Source organism: Micromonospora psammae (assembly GCF_036902725.1).
In the GTDB taxonomy this organism is placed as follows: domain Bacteria; phylum Actinomycetota; class Actinomycetes; order Mycobacteriales; family Micromonosporaceae; genus Micromonospora.
Map to the genome: position 1 here is coordinate 1 of NZ_JBAKHM010000036.1, position 17,664 is coordinate 17,664.

The window sequence follows — 17,664 nt, forward strand, 5'->3', positions numbered from 1 at the left end:
GGCACCAGGTGGGGACGTCCATCCGCTCCGACGGTGGTCAGCCGGGCCACCCGGGCCGACCCGGCCCGATGCCGGATCTCCTCGGCGGGCACGGACCCGACGGTAACAGCCGACACCGCTCCTGGTGACTCGTTGCGGGCCCCGTCGAGCCGGTGGGTGCACGGCCGCAGGCGCTGACGGGGTGTCGCCCACCGCCAGAGACGCGGTGCGCTGACGCCCCCGCGTCAACAGTCGTAGCGGTGTTCGCGGAGCAGCCGCCGTACCGACTCGGGATCGGGACTCTCCCCGCCCCACCCCTCCACGTCCTCGTCGTTGACCTCCTCGATGTTCCAGTGATCGCCCCGCAGGCTGCCCGACGAATGCGCGGGATGCCGGAGGGTGACCTGGCAAACCGCGGGGTCGGCGTCGGTGTTCGCCGCCCAGGCGAAGTTGTACGCGATGGTCTTCGTGCGCTTGCGCTTCTTGCGCAGGGACGTCTTCGTCTCGGGGGACACCCGCACCGAGTCGAACCCGGCCGTCGTCAGCTTCTTGACGTACTCCTTCTCCGCGTCGCCGTCGCTGCCGCATCCCGTGAGGGCCACGAGCGCGACGGCGACCACGGTCGCCACGGGACTGAACTTCCTGCTTCTCACCGGGTCTCCTGCTGCGTCCATCTGTTTCGGGGTGGGCATGCCGTCCGAGGACGGCAGCGCCATCACGGTAAGAGGCGTCGGCAAAGCGTCGGCCCTCACTGACCGGAGCCCCGCCCGGACCCGGTCGACTCGTCCCGAATTCGGTTGCCCGCCCGGCGGGCCGCTGCTGGACTGGGCACGTCACGGCAACCGACCGGAGAGGGAAGCACGATGCGCGCTGCGTTCATGTCCGACCGCCAGGGAATGACCACCTACCCGAAGGACATGACGCTCCGTGAAGACTCTGAACGTCGGGATCCTGGCGCATGTTGACGCCGGGAAGACCAGCCTGACCGAACGCCTGCTGCACACCGTCGGCGTCATCGACGAGCTCGGCAGCGTCGACGACGGCACCACCCGGACCGACTCGATGGCCCTGGAACGACAGCGCGGCATCACCATCCGCTCCGCCGTGGTCTCCTTCGTCGTCGGCGACGTCACGGTCAATCTCATCGACACTCCCGGCCACCCGGACTTCATCGCCGAGGTGGAACGGGTGCTCGGCCTGCTCGACGGCGTGGTCCTGGTGGTCTCCGCCGTCGAGGGCGTGCAGGCGCAGACCCGGGTGCTGATGCGGACGCTGCGCCGCCTGCGCCTGCCCACCCTGATCTTCGTCAACAAGGTGGACCGGGCCGGGGCCGACCCCGACCGGGTGCGGCGCGACATCGCCGCCCGGCTCACCCCGGCGGTGGTCCCCACCGGCACCGTCCACGCCCCCGGCACGGCGGCGGCCCGCTGCGTGCCGTACCCGGACAGCGACCCGGACTTCCTCCGTCAGCTACGGGACCTGCTCACCGCGCACGACGACGCGCTGCTGGCCGAGTTCGTGCGCGACGAGCGGCGGCTGACCGGCGAGCGGCTGCGCGACGCCCTCGCCGCGCAGACCCGGCGGGCGCTGGTGCATCCGGTTCTCGCCGGTTCCGCGATCACCGGCGCCGGGGTGGCGGACCTGATCGGCGCGCTGACCGCGCTGCTGCCGGTGCGGCAGCCGCCGGTCGACGGCCCGGCCGCCGGCACCGTGTTCAAGATCGAGCGGAACCCGGCCGGCGAGCGGGTCGCCTACGTGCGGATGTTCGGCGGCACCGTCCGGCTGCGGGACCGGCTGCCCGTCGGGGCGGGCCGGACCGCCACCGTCACCGGCATCGAGGTCTTCGACCGGGGCGGCACCGTCCGCGCCGAGGCGGTCACCGCCGGCCGCATCGCCCTGCTGCACGGCCTCGGCGACGTCCGGATCGGCGACCCGGTCGGCGCGGCGCCGGCCGGCTCGACCGACGCCCGCCACTTCGCCCCGCCGAGCCTGGAGACCGTCGTGGTGCCCGCCCGGGCCGCCGACCGGGGCGCCCTGCACGCCGCCCTCAGCCAGCTCGCCGAGGAGGACCCGCTGATCAACGTACGGCAGGAGCCCACCCGGCGGGAGATCTCCGTGTCGCTCTACGGGGAGGTGCAGAAGGAGGTCGTGCAGACGCTGCTCGCCGACCGGTACGGCCTGGCGGTCGACTTCCGCGAGACCACCACCGTCTGCGTCGAACGCCTCGCCGGTGCCGGCGCGGCGGTCGAGGTGATCGGCGTGCCGCCCAACCCGTTCCTGGCCACCGTCGGGCTGCACGTCGCACCCGGACCGGCCGGCAGCGGGGTCCGCTTCCGGCTCGGCGTCGAACTCGGCTCGATGCCGCCGGCCTTCTTCACCGCGGTCGAGGAGACCGTCCGGGAGACGCTGCGCCAGGGCCCGTACGGCTGGCAGGTCGTCGACGTCGTGGTGACCATGACGCACGCCGGGTACTGGGCCCGGCAGAGCCACTCCCACGGCACGTTCGACAAGAGCATGTCCAGCACCGCCGGGGACTTCCGCAACCTGACCCCACTGGTGCTGATGGCGGCGCTGCTGCGGGCTGGCACCCGGGTGGAGGAGCCCGTGCACCGGTTCCGGCTGGAGGTCCCCGCCGACGCCCTCGGGGTCGTGCTGCCCGTGCTTGCCCGCCTGGACGCCCTGCCCCGCACGACGGTGTCCCACGGCCCGTTGTACGTGGTCGAGGGGCACGTCCCGGCCGGGCGGGTGCACGCGGTGGAGCGGCGGCTGCCGGCCCTGACCCGCGGCGAGGCGATCTTCGAGTCGACCTTCGACCACTACCGCCCGGTCCGCGGCGAACCGCCCACCCGCGCCCGCTGGGACCACGACCCCACCGACCGCCGGGAGTATCTCCTGGCCGTCGCCCGCCGGGTCACCGGTCACCGAGGGGAGCGGTGACCGGTGGGGCGTCAGCGGGCGTCGCGCCAAGCGGCGGAGCCAGATCATGCGCCGCTTGCTGCGACTGAAAGCCCTTGACACGGTCACCGCTGTCGAGCGGTACTGGATGCACGTTGCCCGTGCGGCGGTCTCGTTCGCCGGGCCATATCGGTCGATGCTGGGCGCTCCGTAGGAGCCGTCGCTGTCGTTGTGGCCCGCACGTGAGCGGCCTGTCGACCGGGTGCCGAAGGAGCGACAGGAGGACCGCGATGAAGGATCTTCTCCCGGCGAGTTGAGCCGGTGCGCCCGCGCCGCCGCGCGCTTTGGCGGGTGAGCGGCGTAGGTGCCGCCTTGTCCTGGGCCATGCGAGTCCAGGCCCTGCCAGGGCATTGACCCTGCTGGCTCGCTTCGCCAATGTCCCGAGCATCCCGTAGACGGCAGTGCGGGTCACGGTTGCGGCGGCTGATGTCGACCCCATCGCGCATTGCCGTCCCTGTTTCGCGACGGCAGGTTCCTTCATCTCCACAGTGGGCAACACCTGCTCGCCTCTGGCCGCAGGCCCGGCTCGATAGCGGTCGTCAGCTTCTGCCGCCCGCCTTTTGACGCCCGACAGGCGTAGGGACGGCTCTACTCGGTGCCCAGCGTCGGCGCCGACCACATCTCGACACGACAGAGGAGTTCCGTTGTTCGCCAGAGTACTTTCGGCCGCTGCCGCCGTGATCGGTGGCGGTGACAGAGTCCGGCTTGACCCACGTTCGCGGGTCGGGCTTGACGTCCGGGTTGGCGTCAGTGTTGAGCCGGACCCCCGAACCGACCCCCGTCTTCCTCTCACACCGCAGGTCAGCCCGTCTGGCAGCGCTGGCAGGGTGTCCTGCGACAGACCCCATCTGGTCTGGGGTCTCTCCCCCTGGGCAGCGGCATCCAGGGAGGTGGTGGCTCGTGGATGATCCGGTTCTGCGGGTGCAGTCGCAGCTGACCGACCGGGACCGGGTGCTGCTGGGCTGGCTCTACGACCACGCGGTGCTGACCTCGTTCCAGATCGCCCACGCCCTGTTCTCCTCCTTGGACTTCTGCCAGCGCCGGCTGCGCACCCTGCACCGGTTGCGGCTGGTCGCCCGGTTCCGGCCACAGCGCGCCGACGGAGGCTCGTACCCGTATCACTACGTGATCGACCAGCTCGGCGCCGAGGTCGTCGCCGCCAGCCGGGACGAGCGGCCACCACGGCGTGACCACGCCCGGGTGGAGCGGCGACGCTGGACGTCGAGTCGGAGCCTGGCGCACAGGTTGGGGGTGAACGGGTTCTTCACCGACCTGGCCGGCTATGCCCGCACTCACCCCGGCGCTGACCTGGTCGAGTGGTTGTCGGAGGCGGCGTGCCAACGTTCGGGTGCGTTCAGCCGGCGGGCGGATCCGGGCCTGGTGCGCGCCTACCAGCCGCGGGTCCGTCCGGACGGCTACGGACTCTGGGCGGAGAACGACGTCATGGTGCCTTTCTTCGTCGAGTACGACACCGGCGGCGAGCAGCTCGCAGTGCTGACCAGCAAACTGGTCGGCTACCGCGAGCTGTTCGCCACGATCGGGCGGGTGTGGCCAGTGCTGTTCTGGCTGCACTCCGCCGCCCGGGAGACCAACCTGCGTCGCCAGCTCGCCGACAGACCACCACTGGTGCCGGTTGCCACCGGCGCCCGCGACCATGCCGCGTCGGCTGGTCTGTGTCCCGCTGAGGCGGTCTGGGCGGTGGCCGGGGGAGGAGGGCAGCGGCGGCGCCTGGCCGATCTGTCCATTGACGTCGCTGGCGGCCGGGACCTTCCCGGGGAGGCGGCATGATGGGCGAGGGCCGGCCGGCCGTGGAAGGTACCTCGCCCGCTCGCCGGATAGTAATACCCGGCCACTCTCACCGGTTTGTCAGCGTCGAGTGGGCCGTGACTGACAGAGCGGTGACAGTGGCGGACCGTTCCGACGGCGCCACGGTGGAGGTGTCGTCGCGCGTCCGGTCCGCGACCAGCGGCCGGTCCGTCCCCGTCACGGTCCCCCACGACGGTGTCCGGACCGTCCACCCGGCTGTCGAAGGCCACCGCGCTGGCGGACGCGTCTCGGCCACGGCCCGGCCTGGGGAGGTGGTCCACCACGACCTCACCAGCACCTGACCCAGACGTCGGTCCGCGAGGCAGCCGCGTCGAGGGCGGCGTCCAGATCGTCATCATGCTCGCCATCGGCGCAGCCGCGGGAGCGGCCAGCTTCACCCACGTCCACAACGTCGCCGCCGCCCACGGCCAACCCGGATGGCTGGCCTGGGCCGACGCGATCGTCCTGGAGCTGATGTCCATCGCCTCCGGCCTCGAACTACGCCGACGCAAACGCGCTCACACCTCGACAGCCTTCCCTGCGAGCGTGCTGGCCTGCGCGGTCACCCTGTCCCTCGCGGCGCAGGTTGTCGAGGCCGAACCCTCACCGATCGGCTGGACCGCCGCGGCGGTGCCCGCGCTCGGCTTCCTCGTCATGGTCAAGATCGCCCTCGGCTACACGAACACCGCGACCCCGACCACCACCGTCCGGTCCGGGGAGCATGTTCCGGACCAGATCGCGCAGACCGGACATCACTCTGGACCGTCCGACCAGAACCGGTCTGACGGGACGGCGGGGGAGCCGTCTACCGCCCGGACCGTCCACCCACCGCATGCCGACTCCCCACCCCGCGGACCGGACCGCCGTCACCGCAGAGCACACCGGGGGCGGTCCGCCCCGCGCACCCGCGACTTGGTCGAGCTGCTACCGGCAGCGCGACACGTCCGGGACCAACTTGCCGCCGACCAGCGCCCGCTCACCCGGGCAGCGCTCGCAGAAGCCCTCCGCCAAGCGGGCCACACCCTGTCCAACACCCGCGTATCCGAACTCCTCAAGATCCTCAAAGCCGAGACGCCCTCGGCGTCCGCAGCGCAGGGCGAGGCGGCACCACCGGCTCCGAGCCCGGCACCACCACCGCTGCGACCCCGGCAGCCCACGGCGGGCACCAGGCCACAGGGCGCCGTGGACCCCGCTCGGCCCGGGACGTCCCGGGACACCACGGCCCTGGCACCTGCGGCTCCCCAGACATCCACAGAGCTGGCAGGAGAACACCGGTCATGAGCACCCCCGCCAAGTCATCCACCAGGAGCTGCCGAACGGGAAGGTCTTCGGGAACGGCACGCCGAGACCACGAGCGGTGCAGCCCATCCGGTACCGCCCGGGTGTGGCGCGCCGCACCGCAGTGGTGCATGGCTGGCGACGGCGTCTCCGGCGCACCTGCTGCCCGATGTGGGCGCGGGTGCGCCGGTCTCGCACTGCCTTGATCTGTCTCATACCCCCGCCTCAACCCGTCGGCTCACGTCGCTGAGGAACTCCGCCTCAGAGACCGCCACGATTCGCTGTCCCGGCCGTATCCGGGGGCACGCCTTCCGGAGCCGCGCCACGTACCGCGTGTGTGCCTTCCCCTGCTCGCGACCGATGACGATGTAGGCCTTCTCCGCGTCCGGTGGCACGGTGGACAGCCGCGTCGCCGGCTCGGCCGCTTCCTGGCATACGAACTGGCCCGCAACGGCGAGATCCCTGTCCGGCGTCCGGGCCGGCGGCGTTGTCGATCGCCGCGGACCTTGCCGTGCTCGTCGTTGAGCGTTGGTGGTGCGAGCACGGGAGGATCGCGCGATGGCCCGTCACGTGGAGGGTTTCCGCGTATCTCATCTGGTGCCGCCGAGGCGTTCGGCTCGGCATGGCCCGCAGTTGTGGGCGGGGCAGCCGCGGTGGCGGCCGCAGGAAGCGCCAGCGCGTCGAGACGTTGTTGTCCGCGCCGACGTTGGTTGTTGATGGTTGAAGGACGGTTTGCACGACGTGGACGTCGTGTCGTTGCGTCGTGTACGTCGCCCCGATCGGTCGTGTGCGTCACCCCGGTCGGCGTCGCGGTCGATGTTGGCGTCGTCATGGCGGCCGGACACAGGTTCGGCGAGCTGGTGCGGGCGGCCGGGGCGCGGCTCGGCAGACGGATCCAGGGAGGCGGGGTGTTCGCGGCGGTGTTTCATGGCGAGGTCCCAGACCACCGGGCGGCGGTCGGGCGGCATGAACGCGACGTGGCGTTGGTCGCCGCGTCGGATCAGGCCGCAGCGGGACAGTTCGGTCAGGTCGCGTTGTACCGACCGCACGGACTTGCGGGCGTAAAGCGCGAGGCGTTCCTGTGACGGATACGCACCGCGGCCGTTGGCGTCGGCGTGGTTGGCCAGGCCGATCAGTACGGCGAGGCATTGCGGGGGAACGTCGGGGGCGTCGTTGAGCGCCCATGAGACGGCTTCGATGCTCACGAGGAGGCTCCGAATCTCAAAGTTGGTGGCAAGGTGGCTACTTCTGCGCGGGAACCGCCGGCGGCCGTGGTCGGCTGCTGCGTGCCGGGAAACGGCAGGCAGCACGGGAGTCCTTGGCATCCGATCGCGGGGGGCCACCACGGGTGCCAGGCGTTCCCGCTCGCGGTCAGTCATGGGTCGTATCAATGGCCTCGGTGAAATCAGCTAGCTGATCAGATGGCATCCGACATCCCTTTCCGGTCCGCCCATCACCGAGGGCGCTCTGCCCAGCGACGATGGCTAGGAGGAGGAACGCTTCACGGGCCCCGTGGGGTGGGACACGACGATGAACGCTCGACTTTCGGAAAAGATCAAGTCGTTCTGACACGACCCGCCCACGCGCTGGGAAGCTCCTGACCGAGCCAAAGGACCATGGCGTCGAGACCGGTGCTGCCTCCGGACCCAAACGGACACCTGATCGAGCTCGGTCACGCCACCGGGATCCTCGCCCAGGGTCGCGCCACCTCCGCCTGAGCCTGATGATCGGCGTAGCCGGCAGCCCGGTCAGGGCCAGACCAGCCATCGTGATCGGGCCCTTGGTGATCATGCGGCCGGTACGGTGAACGTCTCGGAGGGCGCGTACGTGATCGCCCGGCACGACGACCACACCCATCTCGCGTGCGAACTCTTAATCTGCGGGTTCGGGGTCCCTGGCGGCGCACCAACGATCAAGGCCCTGACCTGGTGGTTCACACTGGGCCGGGGCCTTCTTCGTGTCTGCGCCTGGTGGGTGGTGGCTCGGTGGGTGCTCGGGAGCCGTTGAACCCGGGGCAGGCCTACGTTGGACGCGGTGCAGTCGTCCCGTGGACGCCAGGTCAGATCATGGGCGGCGCTCGCGATCAGAGGTGGCCGGAAGCGGCCGGTCGAGATTCGTGGGCTCGCCGGGCGGCTGTGTCGAACGCCACCGTCCAGGGGAAGGCTTTCTGCCGCTCGTTGCCGCTGCCGGGCGGGTGCGGTTCCCATTGGTCGTCGGGGCCGAGCAGGACGCGCACCCCTTCGTCGCGGAGGCTGGCCACGGCCTGCCGGAACGGCGCCCGCGCGGCGAGGGCGGCGTTGACGAACGGAACGATGACGGTCGGCACCTGCCTGCCGATCAGCTCGGCGACCAAGGTCATGGCGTAGTTGTCGGCCAAGCCGAGGGCGACCTTGTTGATCGAGTTGTAGGTGGCGGGGGCGATGACCAGGGCGTCGGCGGCGGGAAGCGACCGGCGGGTGCCGGGCGACGACTGGTAGGTCGATCGGACCGGATGACCGGTGAGGCTCTCGAGCGGCTGCGGGTCGATGAAGTCCATCGCGCTCGGTGTGGCCGTGACCGCCGCTGTCCAGGATTGCTCCTGTGCTGCCCTGACGAGCTGGGTCACGCCGGTGGCGGGCCCGGCTCCGCAGGCGACGATCTGGAGGTGACCGCCGGTCACAACCGGATCCCGGCGTCGTGGGCGAAGCCGGCAGCGGCGGTGCGGACGGAGCCGTTGGCGAGCATGGCGAGGTCGCCGGCGATGCGCTGGACCGCTGGTCGGCAGCGGATCTCCTCGGGTGCCACCTCGTATGCGGTGCGCAACGCGTTGAGGCCGCGCTCGTAGCGGCCCCACTGCGTGTAGGCGCGTGCCACGTCGACATACAGAGACGCCCGGCGCTCGGCCAGGGTCACCTTGTCCAGCGGCACGGTGCGGGCGATCGCGATGGCCGTTCCGGCGTCGCCGAGGGTCAGCGCGATGTTGACCCGGTGCAGCAGGACATTGGAGGCGCCGAAACCGGTCCACCGGTCGTTGCCGTCGTAGCCGAGGCGGGTCGCGGCTCGGGTCGCCTCATCGAGCATCGCGTGGGCAGTGGCCCGGTCTTCCCGGCGGGCGGCGGCGATGGCCCCTCGCAGGACGAGGGCGCCGTAGACGGCCACCGCATCGGTCGACGCGAGGCGGGTGTCCCGGTCGAGTACGTCGGCAGCATTTCCCGCGAGGGTCACCGCCTGGGCGTCGTGGCCGTTGCCCATAAGCGCATGGGTCATGATCCGGGCGCTCGCGGCGATCGCCACCGGGTCCTGGCTCATGGCAGCGGCCCGAGTGCTCCGTTCGGCCGCCACCAGGGCCATCCCGCGATCGTCCAGCTTCAGCAGGACGCTGCCAACGACGTGGTACAGGTCGGCGGCCAGGGCCTCGACCCGTGGTCGCTGATCGCCCTCCGCGCCGGACCTCACCGGTTCGAGGGATGGCAGCAGCGCCACAAGACGGTCGAGGACACGCTCGTACCGGCAGGCCTGATAGTCGACCTTGGCGGCGCCGACGGCTCGGGTGAACTGCGGAAAAGACAGCCCCGCACCGTTCGAGTGCGCGGGTGAGAGGAACGCGTCGAGCAGTGGAGCGACGTTAGGCGCGGCAGCGACGCCGATCGCCGCCCCGCGTAGAAGGTCTCTCCTTTTCACGTCACCCCCCGAGCCCGAGTCGCCGTCCTCGTCATCGCCAGTATCCGCATGCTCGCCGGCGTCCAGCCGCGTGGCACCCGCAGTTGCACCGCTGGTGCCTGCCGCACGCATCGCCTCGAAGCGTTCCCGTACCTCAGGTGTGGCTCGGGACAGCACGGTGTCCAGCGCGGCCTGCATGTCCGCGCGGGGGAGCACCTTGTCGCCCTGGCTGCTCCACTTGGCCACGGTCCGCCGCGCCGCGCCGAGGTGCTCGGCGAAGGCGGTAACGCTCATCCGCAACGCATGGCGGAGCGCGTTCGCGTCCTGGCCGGTCCAGGTCGTCACCGTAGCCATCACACGTCCTTCCGGAACGGACAGTCACCGGTGGACGTGATGGTAGCCGCACGTGGGGTGACGGCAGGTGCACCGTCGGTGCACCGGCGAGACATTCCGTCCGTGCACCGCCCAAGCCAGCCTGGATGTGCCGGCGCGCCGATCTCCAGCGGCGCGCCGGTGGGCCAGCGGCAGCTTCACGGCAGGGAGATCCAGATGGACGTGTCGATCGGCGACAGGTCGGAATGCGACCCGACGCACCGGCAAGTGCTCGCGCCGGGCTCTCCGTCGACCGTACGGGTGACTCCCCGTTCGCGTACCGCCAGCGGGGCTGCGTGGGCGGGTGACCGGCGGTCTGCTCCCCACCGCTGGCCGACGGCGGTGGGCTTGCCGGGAGGCCGGCAAGCCCACCGCGCACCGAGGCCGGCACCGGCCGGGGCCCGGCCATGACGGTGTACGTGTCGCGGTACGCCGTGACCGGCGAACTGACGACAGACCGCGCAGCGGTGGGACCGGCGGCGGTGGGACCGGGTTCGGCCGACCCACCGCTGTTGACGCACGTCTGGTGGATCTTGTTCGAGCAGCAGGCGCGGAAGCACCGCCGCCGATGAGTACGGACGGAACCGGCGCCTTCGCGCGAGGGCAGCCCGTGTCGCCGGAACATCTGCCGTTGCGTCCGCTCTGGCTGTGTCGCCGCTGCGGGCAGCCCTGGCCCTGCGGACGAGCGCGGCTCGTACTGGTCGCCGAGTACCGCGACAACACGGTGGGTCTCTTCCTCTACCTTGCCGGTCTGCTCTATGAGGCCATCGACGACCTCCACCAGCTCAATCCGAGCGCCGGCGGCGACGTCAAAGGCCTGTTCGACCGGTTCCTGGGCTGGCCCGCCCGACATCACAGTGGGGCTGAATCGCCGCGCTGACCGGGATCTCCCGCCGTCTCACCGCTCTCTCCTTCTTCCGCCTTCTCGGCCGCGACCACTGATCGCTTACTCCTCCGCGACGTCTGGTGACGTCGGTGCCGTGCCGGTAGGTTCGACCTCCTGAGCTCTCGTCGTCAGGTGGAGGAATCCGGCAGCGTGTCGCACGTCGAGAAGATCACTACGGAGCTACGTACGCTGTCCGCCGGTGTCGAGCGGGCGCAGGGCCTCGCTGCCGCTGCTGATCAGCAGGCGCAGGAGATCGCGCTGCGCGCGGCGGGTGCCGGGTTCGCCGCGGTCGCTGCCGGTATGGCGCGGGTGCGCGGAGCCGTCGCCACCATCCGGAGTGGACTGGGTGGTCTGGCCGGGGCTGTCGGTGATGCCACGAAGGTGGCCGCTGGTGTCCCGGAGCAGGCCAGTCCGGGGGAGACGATCAGCGGGCTGACTCCGGTGCAGAGTGCGGTCGACGGTATCCGTGACCAGACGGCTGCCACGATCACCCAGGTCGGTGAGGCGCAGCAGCTTGTCGTCGGGGTTTTGCAGGGTGGGCAGCCGGGGCCGCTGCTGCAGGCTCTGGAGGGCGTCAAGCAGGTGCTTGTCATGCTGGTTCAGCGCACCGCCACCACCCGACAGGCCGTTGACGCGGCGATCGCCGAGGCACGACAGTTGGGAAACTGAGCGGGGCTGGCGGTGCCGCACCGACCAGCCCTGCCTCGGTTCCCACACCGTCCCTCGGCAGGGGCGTGACGACGCCGTGGACGCGCAAGCCGACCGGAGAGCGCGGCGGTTCGCCTACCGGCCGGCGTACCCGGATTCCTCCGAGGGAAGACGCGCGCGTGCGGCGCTCCCTGGACCTGGAGAACCAGTGTGCCGATACCGTCGCTGCGGAGGGGTACCGGCTCCACCAGAACCCGACCCGGCAGGAGGTCGCTGATGCCCGGCTCGGTACCGGTGATTCCGGGAAACCGGGCAAGGATCCCGACTACCTGATCGAGGGACACGTCTTCGACTGTTACTCCCCGATGCCGGCGAAGAGCGTGCGAGGCGTGTGGAGCGGGGTATCCGACAAGATCACCAGCGAGCAGACCCAACGGGTGGTGGTCAACCTCCACGACTGGCGTGGCGATCTCCCGGCGTTGCAGAGGCAGTTCGACGACTGGCCGATCGCAGGGTTGAAGGAACTGGTGGCGGTGACGCGAAGCGGGGCGATAATCCAGATCCTGCGACGAGACTGAAGGGCTACCCATGGCGACCGAGTACCGCTTGACGCTGGCCGGCGACGTTCCGCTCGATGTGCTGGCCGGCGTCGTCGCCCCAGACGGTGCCGAGGAGTCGGCGGTGGATGGCAGACCCCGGGTGCTGAGTGCGGACCTCAGCGATCGATGTGGTTACACGGTGAGCATCCACGCCGGATCCCACGGCTACTTCGAGGCCGAGGATGGTGACGGCTCGATGTGGGAGTGGGAACCGGAGCGGTATGTCACCATCGGCTTCCGGCTGGGGAAGGACGAATCCTCCGACCGGGCGACGCGGGAGATGCTGGCGTCCGTGGCCCGGGTGCTAGACGAGCGGTCGGAGGACGCCGCGCTGATCCTCGACGCTGACTGGCTGCTGCTGACGCGCTTCTCGGGAACGCTGCGCAGGCACGCGCCGAGTTGGTGGGGCATTCACGGCGGAGACAATCTTGTCGGCCGATGAGTGGTTCGGAGCCGGTCGTCGGCGATGACGCCCCCGGCGTGAGGCGACAACTCCAGGTTCGCGTGCAGGGGGACGACCTCCATCTCCCGGTACCGGGCAGCGGCCGAGGCTCCACACGGTCGACTAGCTGTTCGAGGTCGCGACTCCATCCTCGAGGTAGACACCGCCACGGCCGATAGCGGCGATCGCCGCAGCGACCCGCCGAGCCAGGCGAGGGATCAACACCGCGCCCAGGCGTTCCGGCTCGACGAACTCGAACCGGTCGAGCTCGTCCGGGCACAGTCGCATCGTCGCGACCTGGTCCGCCGTCAGCACCCCGCCGTCGAAGACGAACATGAGTCCGCCGTCCCACGGTGGGTTCGCCGGTACCCAGTCGACGCACAGCAGCGCTCCTGCGGGTATCGACAGGCCCAGTTCCTCCCGGATCTCGCGGGTGAAGGCGTCCGCCGGGGACTCGTCCGGCTCCACGGTTCCGCCGGGAACTTCCCACACGTCCTTGTAGGCCGGGTGGACCAGCAGCACCCGGCCGGTCTGGTCGCGGAGGATCACACCGGCCGCCGCGCGGACCCGCGTCACGCTGGCGATGTAGGACAGGTCCGGATCGGTCCGCGTCTCGGCCACGCGACCGACCCTACGGGCTCGCCCTCGGCGCATCGCCCGTTGCTGAAGGAAGACGCGACAACGCCCCCGGGCGTGGTCACTTTTAGTAACCACGCGTCGGTGTGTGGCGTTGCGTCGTCGAGTCGAGCTGGCTTTGGTCTCGGGCCTCTGACAGGTCGGCGCGCTGCACGGCGCCGATCGTGGAGATCAACTAACGGCGGTCTGATTTGACCGTACCGCGTTTTCTGTCCTCCACTCTTCGGCTGATTCACTGAACAGTGACCACCAAAATCGGCCCCAAAACCCCGGTTTGTATATGTGGGTGCTCGCGCGGCCCGCCGACGCCTCGTATGACGGCCGACGGCGAGCGCTGTGTGCGGTCACGGCGGTCCCGGCTTCGGATGTTCCCGTCGGCGCATTGACCACTCTCTGTTACGGCTGTCAGGGACGGGATGTCGGACTGTCGACGCCAGGAGGATCATCGGGGAATGGGCGACCAGGGTGCCACGGGCGGTTGTCCCCGCGGCGGTGGCGGATCCTGTCGTACCTGGCGCAGCATGGTTCCGACGACACTGGACGTGGCGCTTGTCTGCGGAGTGTCGCGGCTGACGGCTCACCGGGACCTGGTGGGGCTGCACGAGGCGGGATTGGTGCGCCGCGACCGCTCGGCGGAGGACCGGACCCACACCTGGTGGTACGAGGTCACGGCCGAGGGGACGGAGGTGCTCCGCCGCGCCCTGACGGCGTCGGGGCGGCCGGTTCCGCTGCGGCTGGGGCAGCGTTCCTCCGGTCGGGCGGATGCCTTGCTGTTTCTGCCGTTGGTGGAGGTGTCGCGGCGCAACCCGGGGCGGTGCGAGCTGTTCCAGTGGCTGGCGACGATGGAGACCTCGGCTTGGTTGCGCCAGCACGACCTCGCGCAGTTGCGGGCCGACGGCTACGGCGTCTGGCTGCAGGACGGGCGGTGCCTGCGGTTCCTGGTCCACGTCGACCGTGGCCCGGTCGGCGACGTTGTCGCCGAGCATGAGCGGCCGACGTCAGGGCTGGGTGGCCTGCTAGCGGGCTACCGGCGGGCGGACCGGCTGGTGCCGGTCGGGGCGGTTCTGGTGATCGCTCAGGACGCCGAGCGAGAGGAACGGCTGCGGACCGACCTGCTCCGCGAGCCGCTGCGGAACGCTGTCGCCACGACCACGCAGCAGTTGTTGTACCGCCACTGGCCGGACGATCAGGTATGGCAGGTACCGGGCGAGAGTGGCAGGCGTCGCCTCATCGAGGTCGGATCCTGACGGCACCACGTCACGATTCCCGGGCCGCGGCCGACGTCAGCGGGATGGTGCGGGACCTCACCAGCGACGGTCCCGACTGGCAGGCAGCCGTCCAGCGCAGCACCCGCGATGGCTGGAAGCTGGCCCTACCGCGCCTGCGCGAGCCAGCTTTCGATGGCAGCGAAGTCGTGCTCGGTCAGGCCGCGATGTGGGTCGACCGATGCAGCAGGGCCGGAGCGTGGTGATGAGTCGATACCCACTGTTGATCGGCGTGGGAGATCTCGTCGTTGACAGACGAAGGGGCGTCCGTGCGCCCATTCGACCAGCCCACGGGTCTTCCAGTGCAGGACGCCAACCTCGTCGGAGTCGGGCCAGTCGACGACGGGTAGGGGCGGTAGCCCGAGCAGGGGTGCGAGCACGTCGCTCGCGTCGTTCATCCAGGTCGTCGCCCACACCAGATCGCACGGCAGGGCCTTCAGCCAGCGGCCGTGTTCCGGACTGACTTTGTGCAGCAGGGGATGGGCGTCGGCCAGTAGGGCCGGTGCCTCGGGGTGGCCCTGCGGCATGCCCGGCTGAGCCGCCGTGACTGTTCCGAACGGGATGAGGGTGCCGTCCACGTCGAGAAACAGCAACGGACTTGTCGCAGGACCGGACATTACTCAGAGGCTAGCCCCCACCCCGCCAACGGCTACCTCCGCGCGCTTGCCCCAAGGCCATTCGTTTCGCTGCTGCTCCCGGCGGCGGGCAGTCATGCGCCGCTGACCCCGACCGCGGCAGGGGCGGTGCCGGGATGCCTCTCACCGGCCCTTACCCCTTCGGCGGCGCTGTGGTGACCCGCCCACGCCATCAGCACCACAACCCCACCTCAACCAAGGAGTTCTCGTGCTTCCGTCGACACCTTCAACAACTGCCGTAGGCATTGGCAGTGATGAGTTCCGGCTTGATCCCCGTTCGGGGCTCGGGCTTGACGTCAGCGATCCGCACACCACCGTCAAGACCGGCGACCTGATCGAGACTGCCGTCAAGACTGGAGCGCCCGTGCCTAGCCCTGAGCAGGTCCGGCGGGCGTTGCACCTGGAGATCGCCCCGACCGAGCTGCCCATTATGGAGGCATACCTGACCGACTGGCTGGCCGGCCGCAAGAACATCAAGGCAGGCACTCTGCGCTCCTATGAAGGGCACATCCGGCTGTACCTGATCCCGCACCTCGGCCACCTGCGCATCGACCGGCTCCGCCCCGGCCACATCGACGCCATGTACGACGCCATCGCGCAACGCAACACCACCATCGCCACCCTCCGCGCCAGCCGCGACCCCGCCAAACGCGACCAGGTCAAGAATCAGCGCATCGTCGGCAACCGGACCCTGCACGTCATCCACGCCACCCTGCGCAAGGCCCTCAACGACGCGATGCGCCGCCACCGCTACATCGACACCAACCCCGCCCTCATGGTCGAACTACCCACCGCCCGACCACCCAAGCCCACCATCTGGACCGACCAACGCATCCGCACCTGGCGCGACACCGGCAAAACCCCCAGCCCCGTCATGATCTGGACCCCCGAACACACCGGCAAATTCCTCGACCACACCCACGACGCCCGCGACCGGCTCTACGCCCTCTACCACCTCATCACCTTCACCGGCCTAAGGGACGTCTCGTAACCCCGGTGTCTGTCTAGTCAGGACGACCGGTCAGGATCCCTGGGTGCAGGTGATCACCGCAGGCAACCCTGAGTGGATCTTTTCGTTCACCGGGCTGCAGCCCGCCCAGTTCCGCAAGCTGGTTCGGCTGGTCGCTGAGCGTGGCGGTGAGGGCGTCGCCGACGGCCGGCCGGGCCGGCAGTGGGCCCTGGACCTCGCCGACCGGGTGCTGCTGGTGGCCACCTACTGGCGTACGAACCTGACGATGCGGCAGATCGATCCGTTGTTCGGGGTGTCGCACTCCGCGGCGCACCGGGTCATCGACACCCTCGGCCCGCTGCTGGCCTTGGCGCCGGTGCGTAAGCGGCCGGTCGAGCAGATCGCGATCGTCGACGGCACTCTGATCCCCACCCGCGATCACCGGCTGGCCGCCCGGAGCAAGAACTACCGGTACTCAACCAACCTGCAGGTCGCCATCGACGCCAGCACCCGCCTGGTCATCGCCGTCGGCGACCCGCAGCCCGGCAACCGCAACGACACCATCGTCTACCGCACCAGCGGCATCGCCGAGAAGCTGAACGGGCGACCGGTGATGGCCGACGGCGGCTACCGCGGCAACCCCGAGGTGATCATGCCGTACCGCAAGCCCTCAAACGGCAGCGACCTGCCGGACTGAAAAGAAGCCCTCAACGTCCACCACCGGACCGTCCGAGCAGGGGTCGAACACGCCCTGGCCAGGATGAAGTGCTTCAAAATCCTGCGCGACCACCGCCGCGCCGCCCACACATTGGCCGACGCCGCTTCCGGCATCGCCAACCTCCACAACATCATCCTCGCCGGCTGACCGCCGGGCCCACGCCGGCAACGCCTTCACCCAGTTACGAGACGTCCCTTACGCCGAGGCGAAGCCTGCGGCCTGCACTGGGACGACCTCGACCTCGACGCCCACACCCTCACCGTCCGCTGGCAACTCGTCCAACACGGCTGGACCACCGCCATCGACACCCCCAAAACCACCGACAGCGAGGCCGCAGTCGCACTCGACGCCGAAACAGTCACCGTCCTGCGTGCCCACCGCACCCGCCAGCACCGCGAACGCCTCGCCGCCGGAACCGCCTGGACCAAGACCGGGCTCGTCTTCACCACCCCCACCGGTGGACGGCTCCATCCCGCCGACGTCACCGACCACTTCCACCACCTCGCCACCCAAGCCGGACTACCATCCATCCGACTCCACGACCTCCGCCACGGCGCCGCCACCATGGGCCTCGCCGCAGGCGTCCAGATGAAAGTCATCTCCAACCGGCTCCGCCACTCCAGCCCACACTTCACCGCCAAGTACTACGGCGACGTCCTCCCGGAGCTCTCCCACGCCGCCGCCGAAGCAACCGCAGCCGTCGTCCCGCGCCAGCACGGCGCGACAAGGTTGCCGTAATCCATGTGTTGCCGGCCATTCTTAGCAGTACTTGGTCAGCCAACCGATCCGTTGGCGGGGCCAAGCACCATCAGCGACTTGACCTTTGCAAAGAGTTAAGCGCGGATCATCTCTTGCCC

At 70.1% G+C, this 17,664-nt stretch carries 14 protein-coding genes and 4 pseudogenes; 12 read left to right on the top strand and 6 right to left on the bottom strand.

Annotated features, from left to right (window positions below; all coding sequences use genetic code 11):
- Positions 1-224: 224 nt before the first annotated feature.
- A complete protein-coding gene (locus V6U79_RS27795; protein ID WP_334616447.1) occupies positions 225-632 on the bottom strand; it encodes a hypothetical protein in 408 nt (135 codons plus the stop codon).
- Between the two features lie 274 nt (positions 633-906).
- Between V6U79_RS27795 and V6U79_RS27800 the strand changes: the two genes are divergently transcribed.
- The 3 genes from V6U79_RS27800 (at position 907) to V6U79_RS27810 (ending at position 6,021) form a co-directional block, all read left to right on the top strand.
- On the top strand, positions 907-2,916 hold the full coding sequence (locus V6U79_RS27800) for a GTP-binding protein (protein WP_334616448.1): 2,010 nt from the start codon (positions 907-909) through the stop codon (positions 2,914-2,916).
- Between the two features lie 918 nt (positions 2,917-3,834).
- On the top strand, positions 3,835-4,722 hold the full coding sequence (locus V6U79_RS27805; RefSeq protein WP_334616449.1) for a replication-relaxation family protein: 888 nt from the start codon (positions 3,835-3,837) through the stop codon (positions 4,720-4,722).
- A gap of 375 nt (positions 4,723-5,097) precedes the next feature.
- Complete coding sequence (locus tag V6U79_RS27810) at positions 5,098-6,021, top strand: DUF2637 domain-containing protein (protein WP_334616450.1); 924 nt, start codon at positions 5,098-5,100, stop codon at positions 6,019-6,021.
- 587 nt (positions 6,022-6,608) lie between these two features.
- Here V6U79_RS27810 and V6U79_RS27815 read toward each other — a convergent pair.
- The 3 genes from V6U79_RS27815 to V6U79_RS27825 form a co-directional block, all read right to left on the bottom strand.
- Positions 6,609-7,223: a helix-turn-helix domain-containing protein gene (locus tag V6U79_RS27815; RefSeq protein ID WP_334616451.1), complete on the bottom strand. Its 615-nt coding sequence runs from the start codon at positions 7,221-7,223 to the stop codon at positions 6,609-6,611.
- Positions 7,224-8,101: 878 nt separating this feature from the next.
- Positions 8,102-8,677 (bottom strand): flavoprotein, encoded by a 576-nt coding sequence (locus tag V6U79_RS27820; protein ID WP_334616452.1) that lies wholly within the window; start codon positions 8,675-8,677, stop codon positions 8,102-8,104.
- On the bottom strand, positions 8,674-10,011 hold the full coding sequence (locus V6U79_RS27825; protein WP_334616453.1) for a hypothetical protein: 1,338 nt from the start codon (positions 10,009-10,011) through the stop codon (positions 8,674-8,676). The genes V6U79_RS27820 and V6U79_RS27825 overlap by 4 nt, the downstream gene beginning before the upstream one ends.
- Positions 10,012-10,436: 425 nt before the next feature.
- Between V6U79_RS27825 and amcA the strand changes: the two genes are divergently transcribed.
- The 5 genes from amcA (at position 10,437) to V6U79_RS27850 (ending at position 12,604) form a co-directional block, all read left to right on the top strand.
- Positions 10,437-10,601, top strand: a complete 165-nt coding sequence (amcA, locus tag V6U79_RS27830) for a multiple cyclophane-containing RiPP AmcA (RefSeq protein ID WP_334616454.1) — start codon at positions 10,437-10,439, stop codon at positions 10,599-10,601.
- Positions 10,598-10,909: a hypothetical protein gene (locus V6U79_RS27835; RefSeq protein WP_334616455.1), complete on the top strand. Its 312-nt coding sequence runs from the start codon at positions 10,598-10,600 to the stop codon at positions 10,907-10,909. Before amcA ends, V6U79_RS27835 begins: the two co-directional genes overlap by 4 nt.
- Positions 10,910-11,065: 156 nt before the next feature.
- Positions 11,066-11,584, top strand: coding sequence for a DUF6244 family protein (locus tag V6U79_RS27840; RefSeq protein ID WP_334616478.1), 519 nt, complete (start codon positions 11,066-11,068; stop codon positions 11,582-11,584).
- A 158-nt stretch (positions 11,585-11,742) separates the two neighbouring features.
- Positions 11,743-12,141, top strand: a complete 399-nt coding sequence (locus V6U79_RS27845) for a CdiA C-terminal domain-containing protein (RefSeq protein ID WP_334616479.1) — start codon at positions 11,743-11,745, stop codon at positions 12,139-12,141.
- Positions 12,142-12,151: 10 nt separating this feature from the next.
- Entirely contained in the window at positions 12,152-12,604 is a 453-nt protein-coding gene (locus tag V6U79_RS27850) for a SitI3 family protein (protein ID WP_334616456.1), read from the top strand.
- Positions 12,605-12,727: 123 nt separating this feature from the next.
- On the opposite strand, the gene V6U79_RS27855 is transcribed toward V6U79_RS27850, so the two are convergent.
- Positions 12,728-13,225 carry an NUDIX domain-containing protein gene (locus V6U79_RS27855; RefSeq protein WP_334616457.1) on the bottom strand — a complete coding sequence of 166 codons (498 nt, stop codon included), beginning with the start codon at positions 13,223-13,225 and terminating at the stop codon, positions 12,728-12,730.
- A 536-nt stretch (positions 13,226-13,761) separates the two neighbouring features.
- On the opposite strand from V6U79_RS27855, the gene V6U79_RS27860 reads away from it, so the two are divergent.
- Positions 13,762-14,487 (top strand): hypothetical protein, encoded by a 726-nt coding sequence (locus V6U79_RS27860; RefSeq protein ID WP_334616458.1) that lies wholly within the window; start codon positions 13,762-13,764, stop codon positions 14,485-14,487.
- A 125-nt stretch (positions 14,488-14,612) separates the two neighbouring features.
- Here V6U79_RS27860 and V6U79_RS27865 read toward each other — a convergent pair.
- Positions 14,613-15,098 (bottom strand): annotated as a pseudogene (locus tag V6U79_RS27865) (HAD domain-containing protein).
- Positions 15,099-15,432: 334 nt separating this feature from the next.
- Between V6U79_RS27865 and V6U79_RS27870 the strand changes: the two are divergent.
- The 3 pseudogenes from V6U79_RS27870 to V6U79_RS27880 all read left to right on the top strand — a co-directional run.
- Positions 15,433-16,119, top strand: a pseudogene (locus tag V6U79_RS27870) (tyrosine-type recombinase/integrase); the annotation flags it as partial.
- 55 nt (positions 16,120-16,174) lie between these two features.
- Positions 16,175-16,954 (top strand): annotated as a pseudogene (locus tag V6U79_RS27875) (transposase family protein).
- Positions 16,955-16,996: 42 nt separating this feature from the next.
- Positions 16,997-17,545 (top strand): annotated as a pseudogene (locus V6U79_RS27880) (site-specific integrase); the annotation flags it as partial.
- Positions 17,546-17,664: the final 119 nt, after the last annotated feature.

Coding starts and splice junctions, on each gene's coding strand:
- V6U79_RS27810 (WP_334616450.1), top strand. CDS start 5,098: ATGCTCGCCATCGGCGCAGCCGCGGGAGCGGCCAGCTTCACCCACGTC.
- V6U79_RS27825 (WP_334616453.1), bottom strand. CDS start 10,011: ATGGCTACGGTGACGACCTGGACCGGCCAGGACGCGAACGCGCTCCGC.
- amcA (WP_334616454.1), top strand. CDS start 10,437: ATGACGGTGTACGTGTCGCGGTACGCCGTGACCGGCGAACTGACGACA.
- V6U79_RS27835 (WP_334616455.1), top strand. CDS start 10,598: ATGAGTACGGACGGAACCGGCGCCTTCGCGCGAGGGCAGCCCGTGTCG.
- V6U79_RS27850 (WP_334616456.1), top strand. CDS start 12,152: ATGGCGACCGAGTACCGCTTGACGCTGGCCGGCGACGTTCCGCTCGAT.
- V6U79_RS27860 (WP_334616458.1), top strand. CDS start 13,762: ATGGTTCCGACGACACTGGACGTGGCGCTTGTCTGCGGAGTGTCGCGG.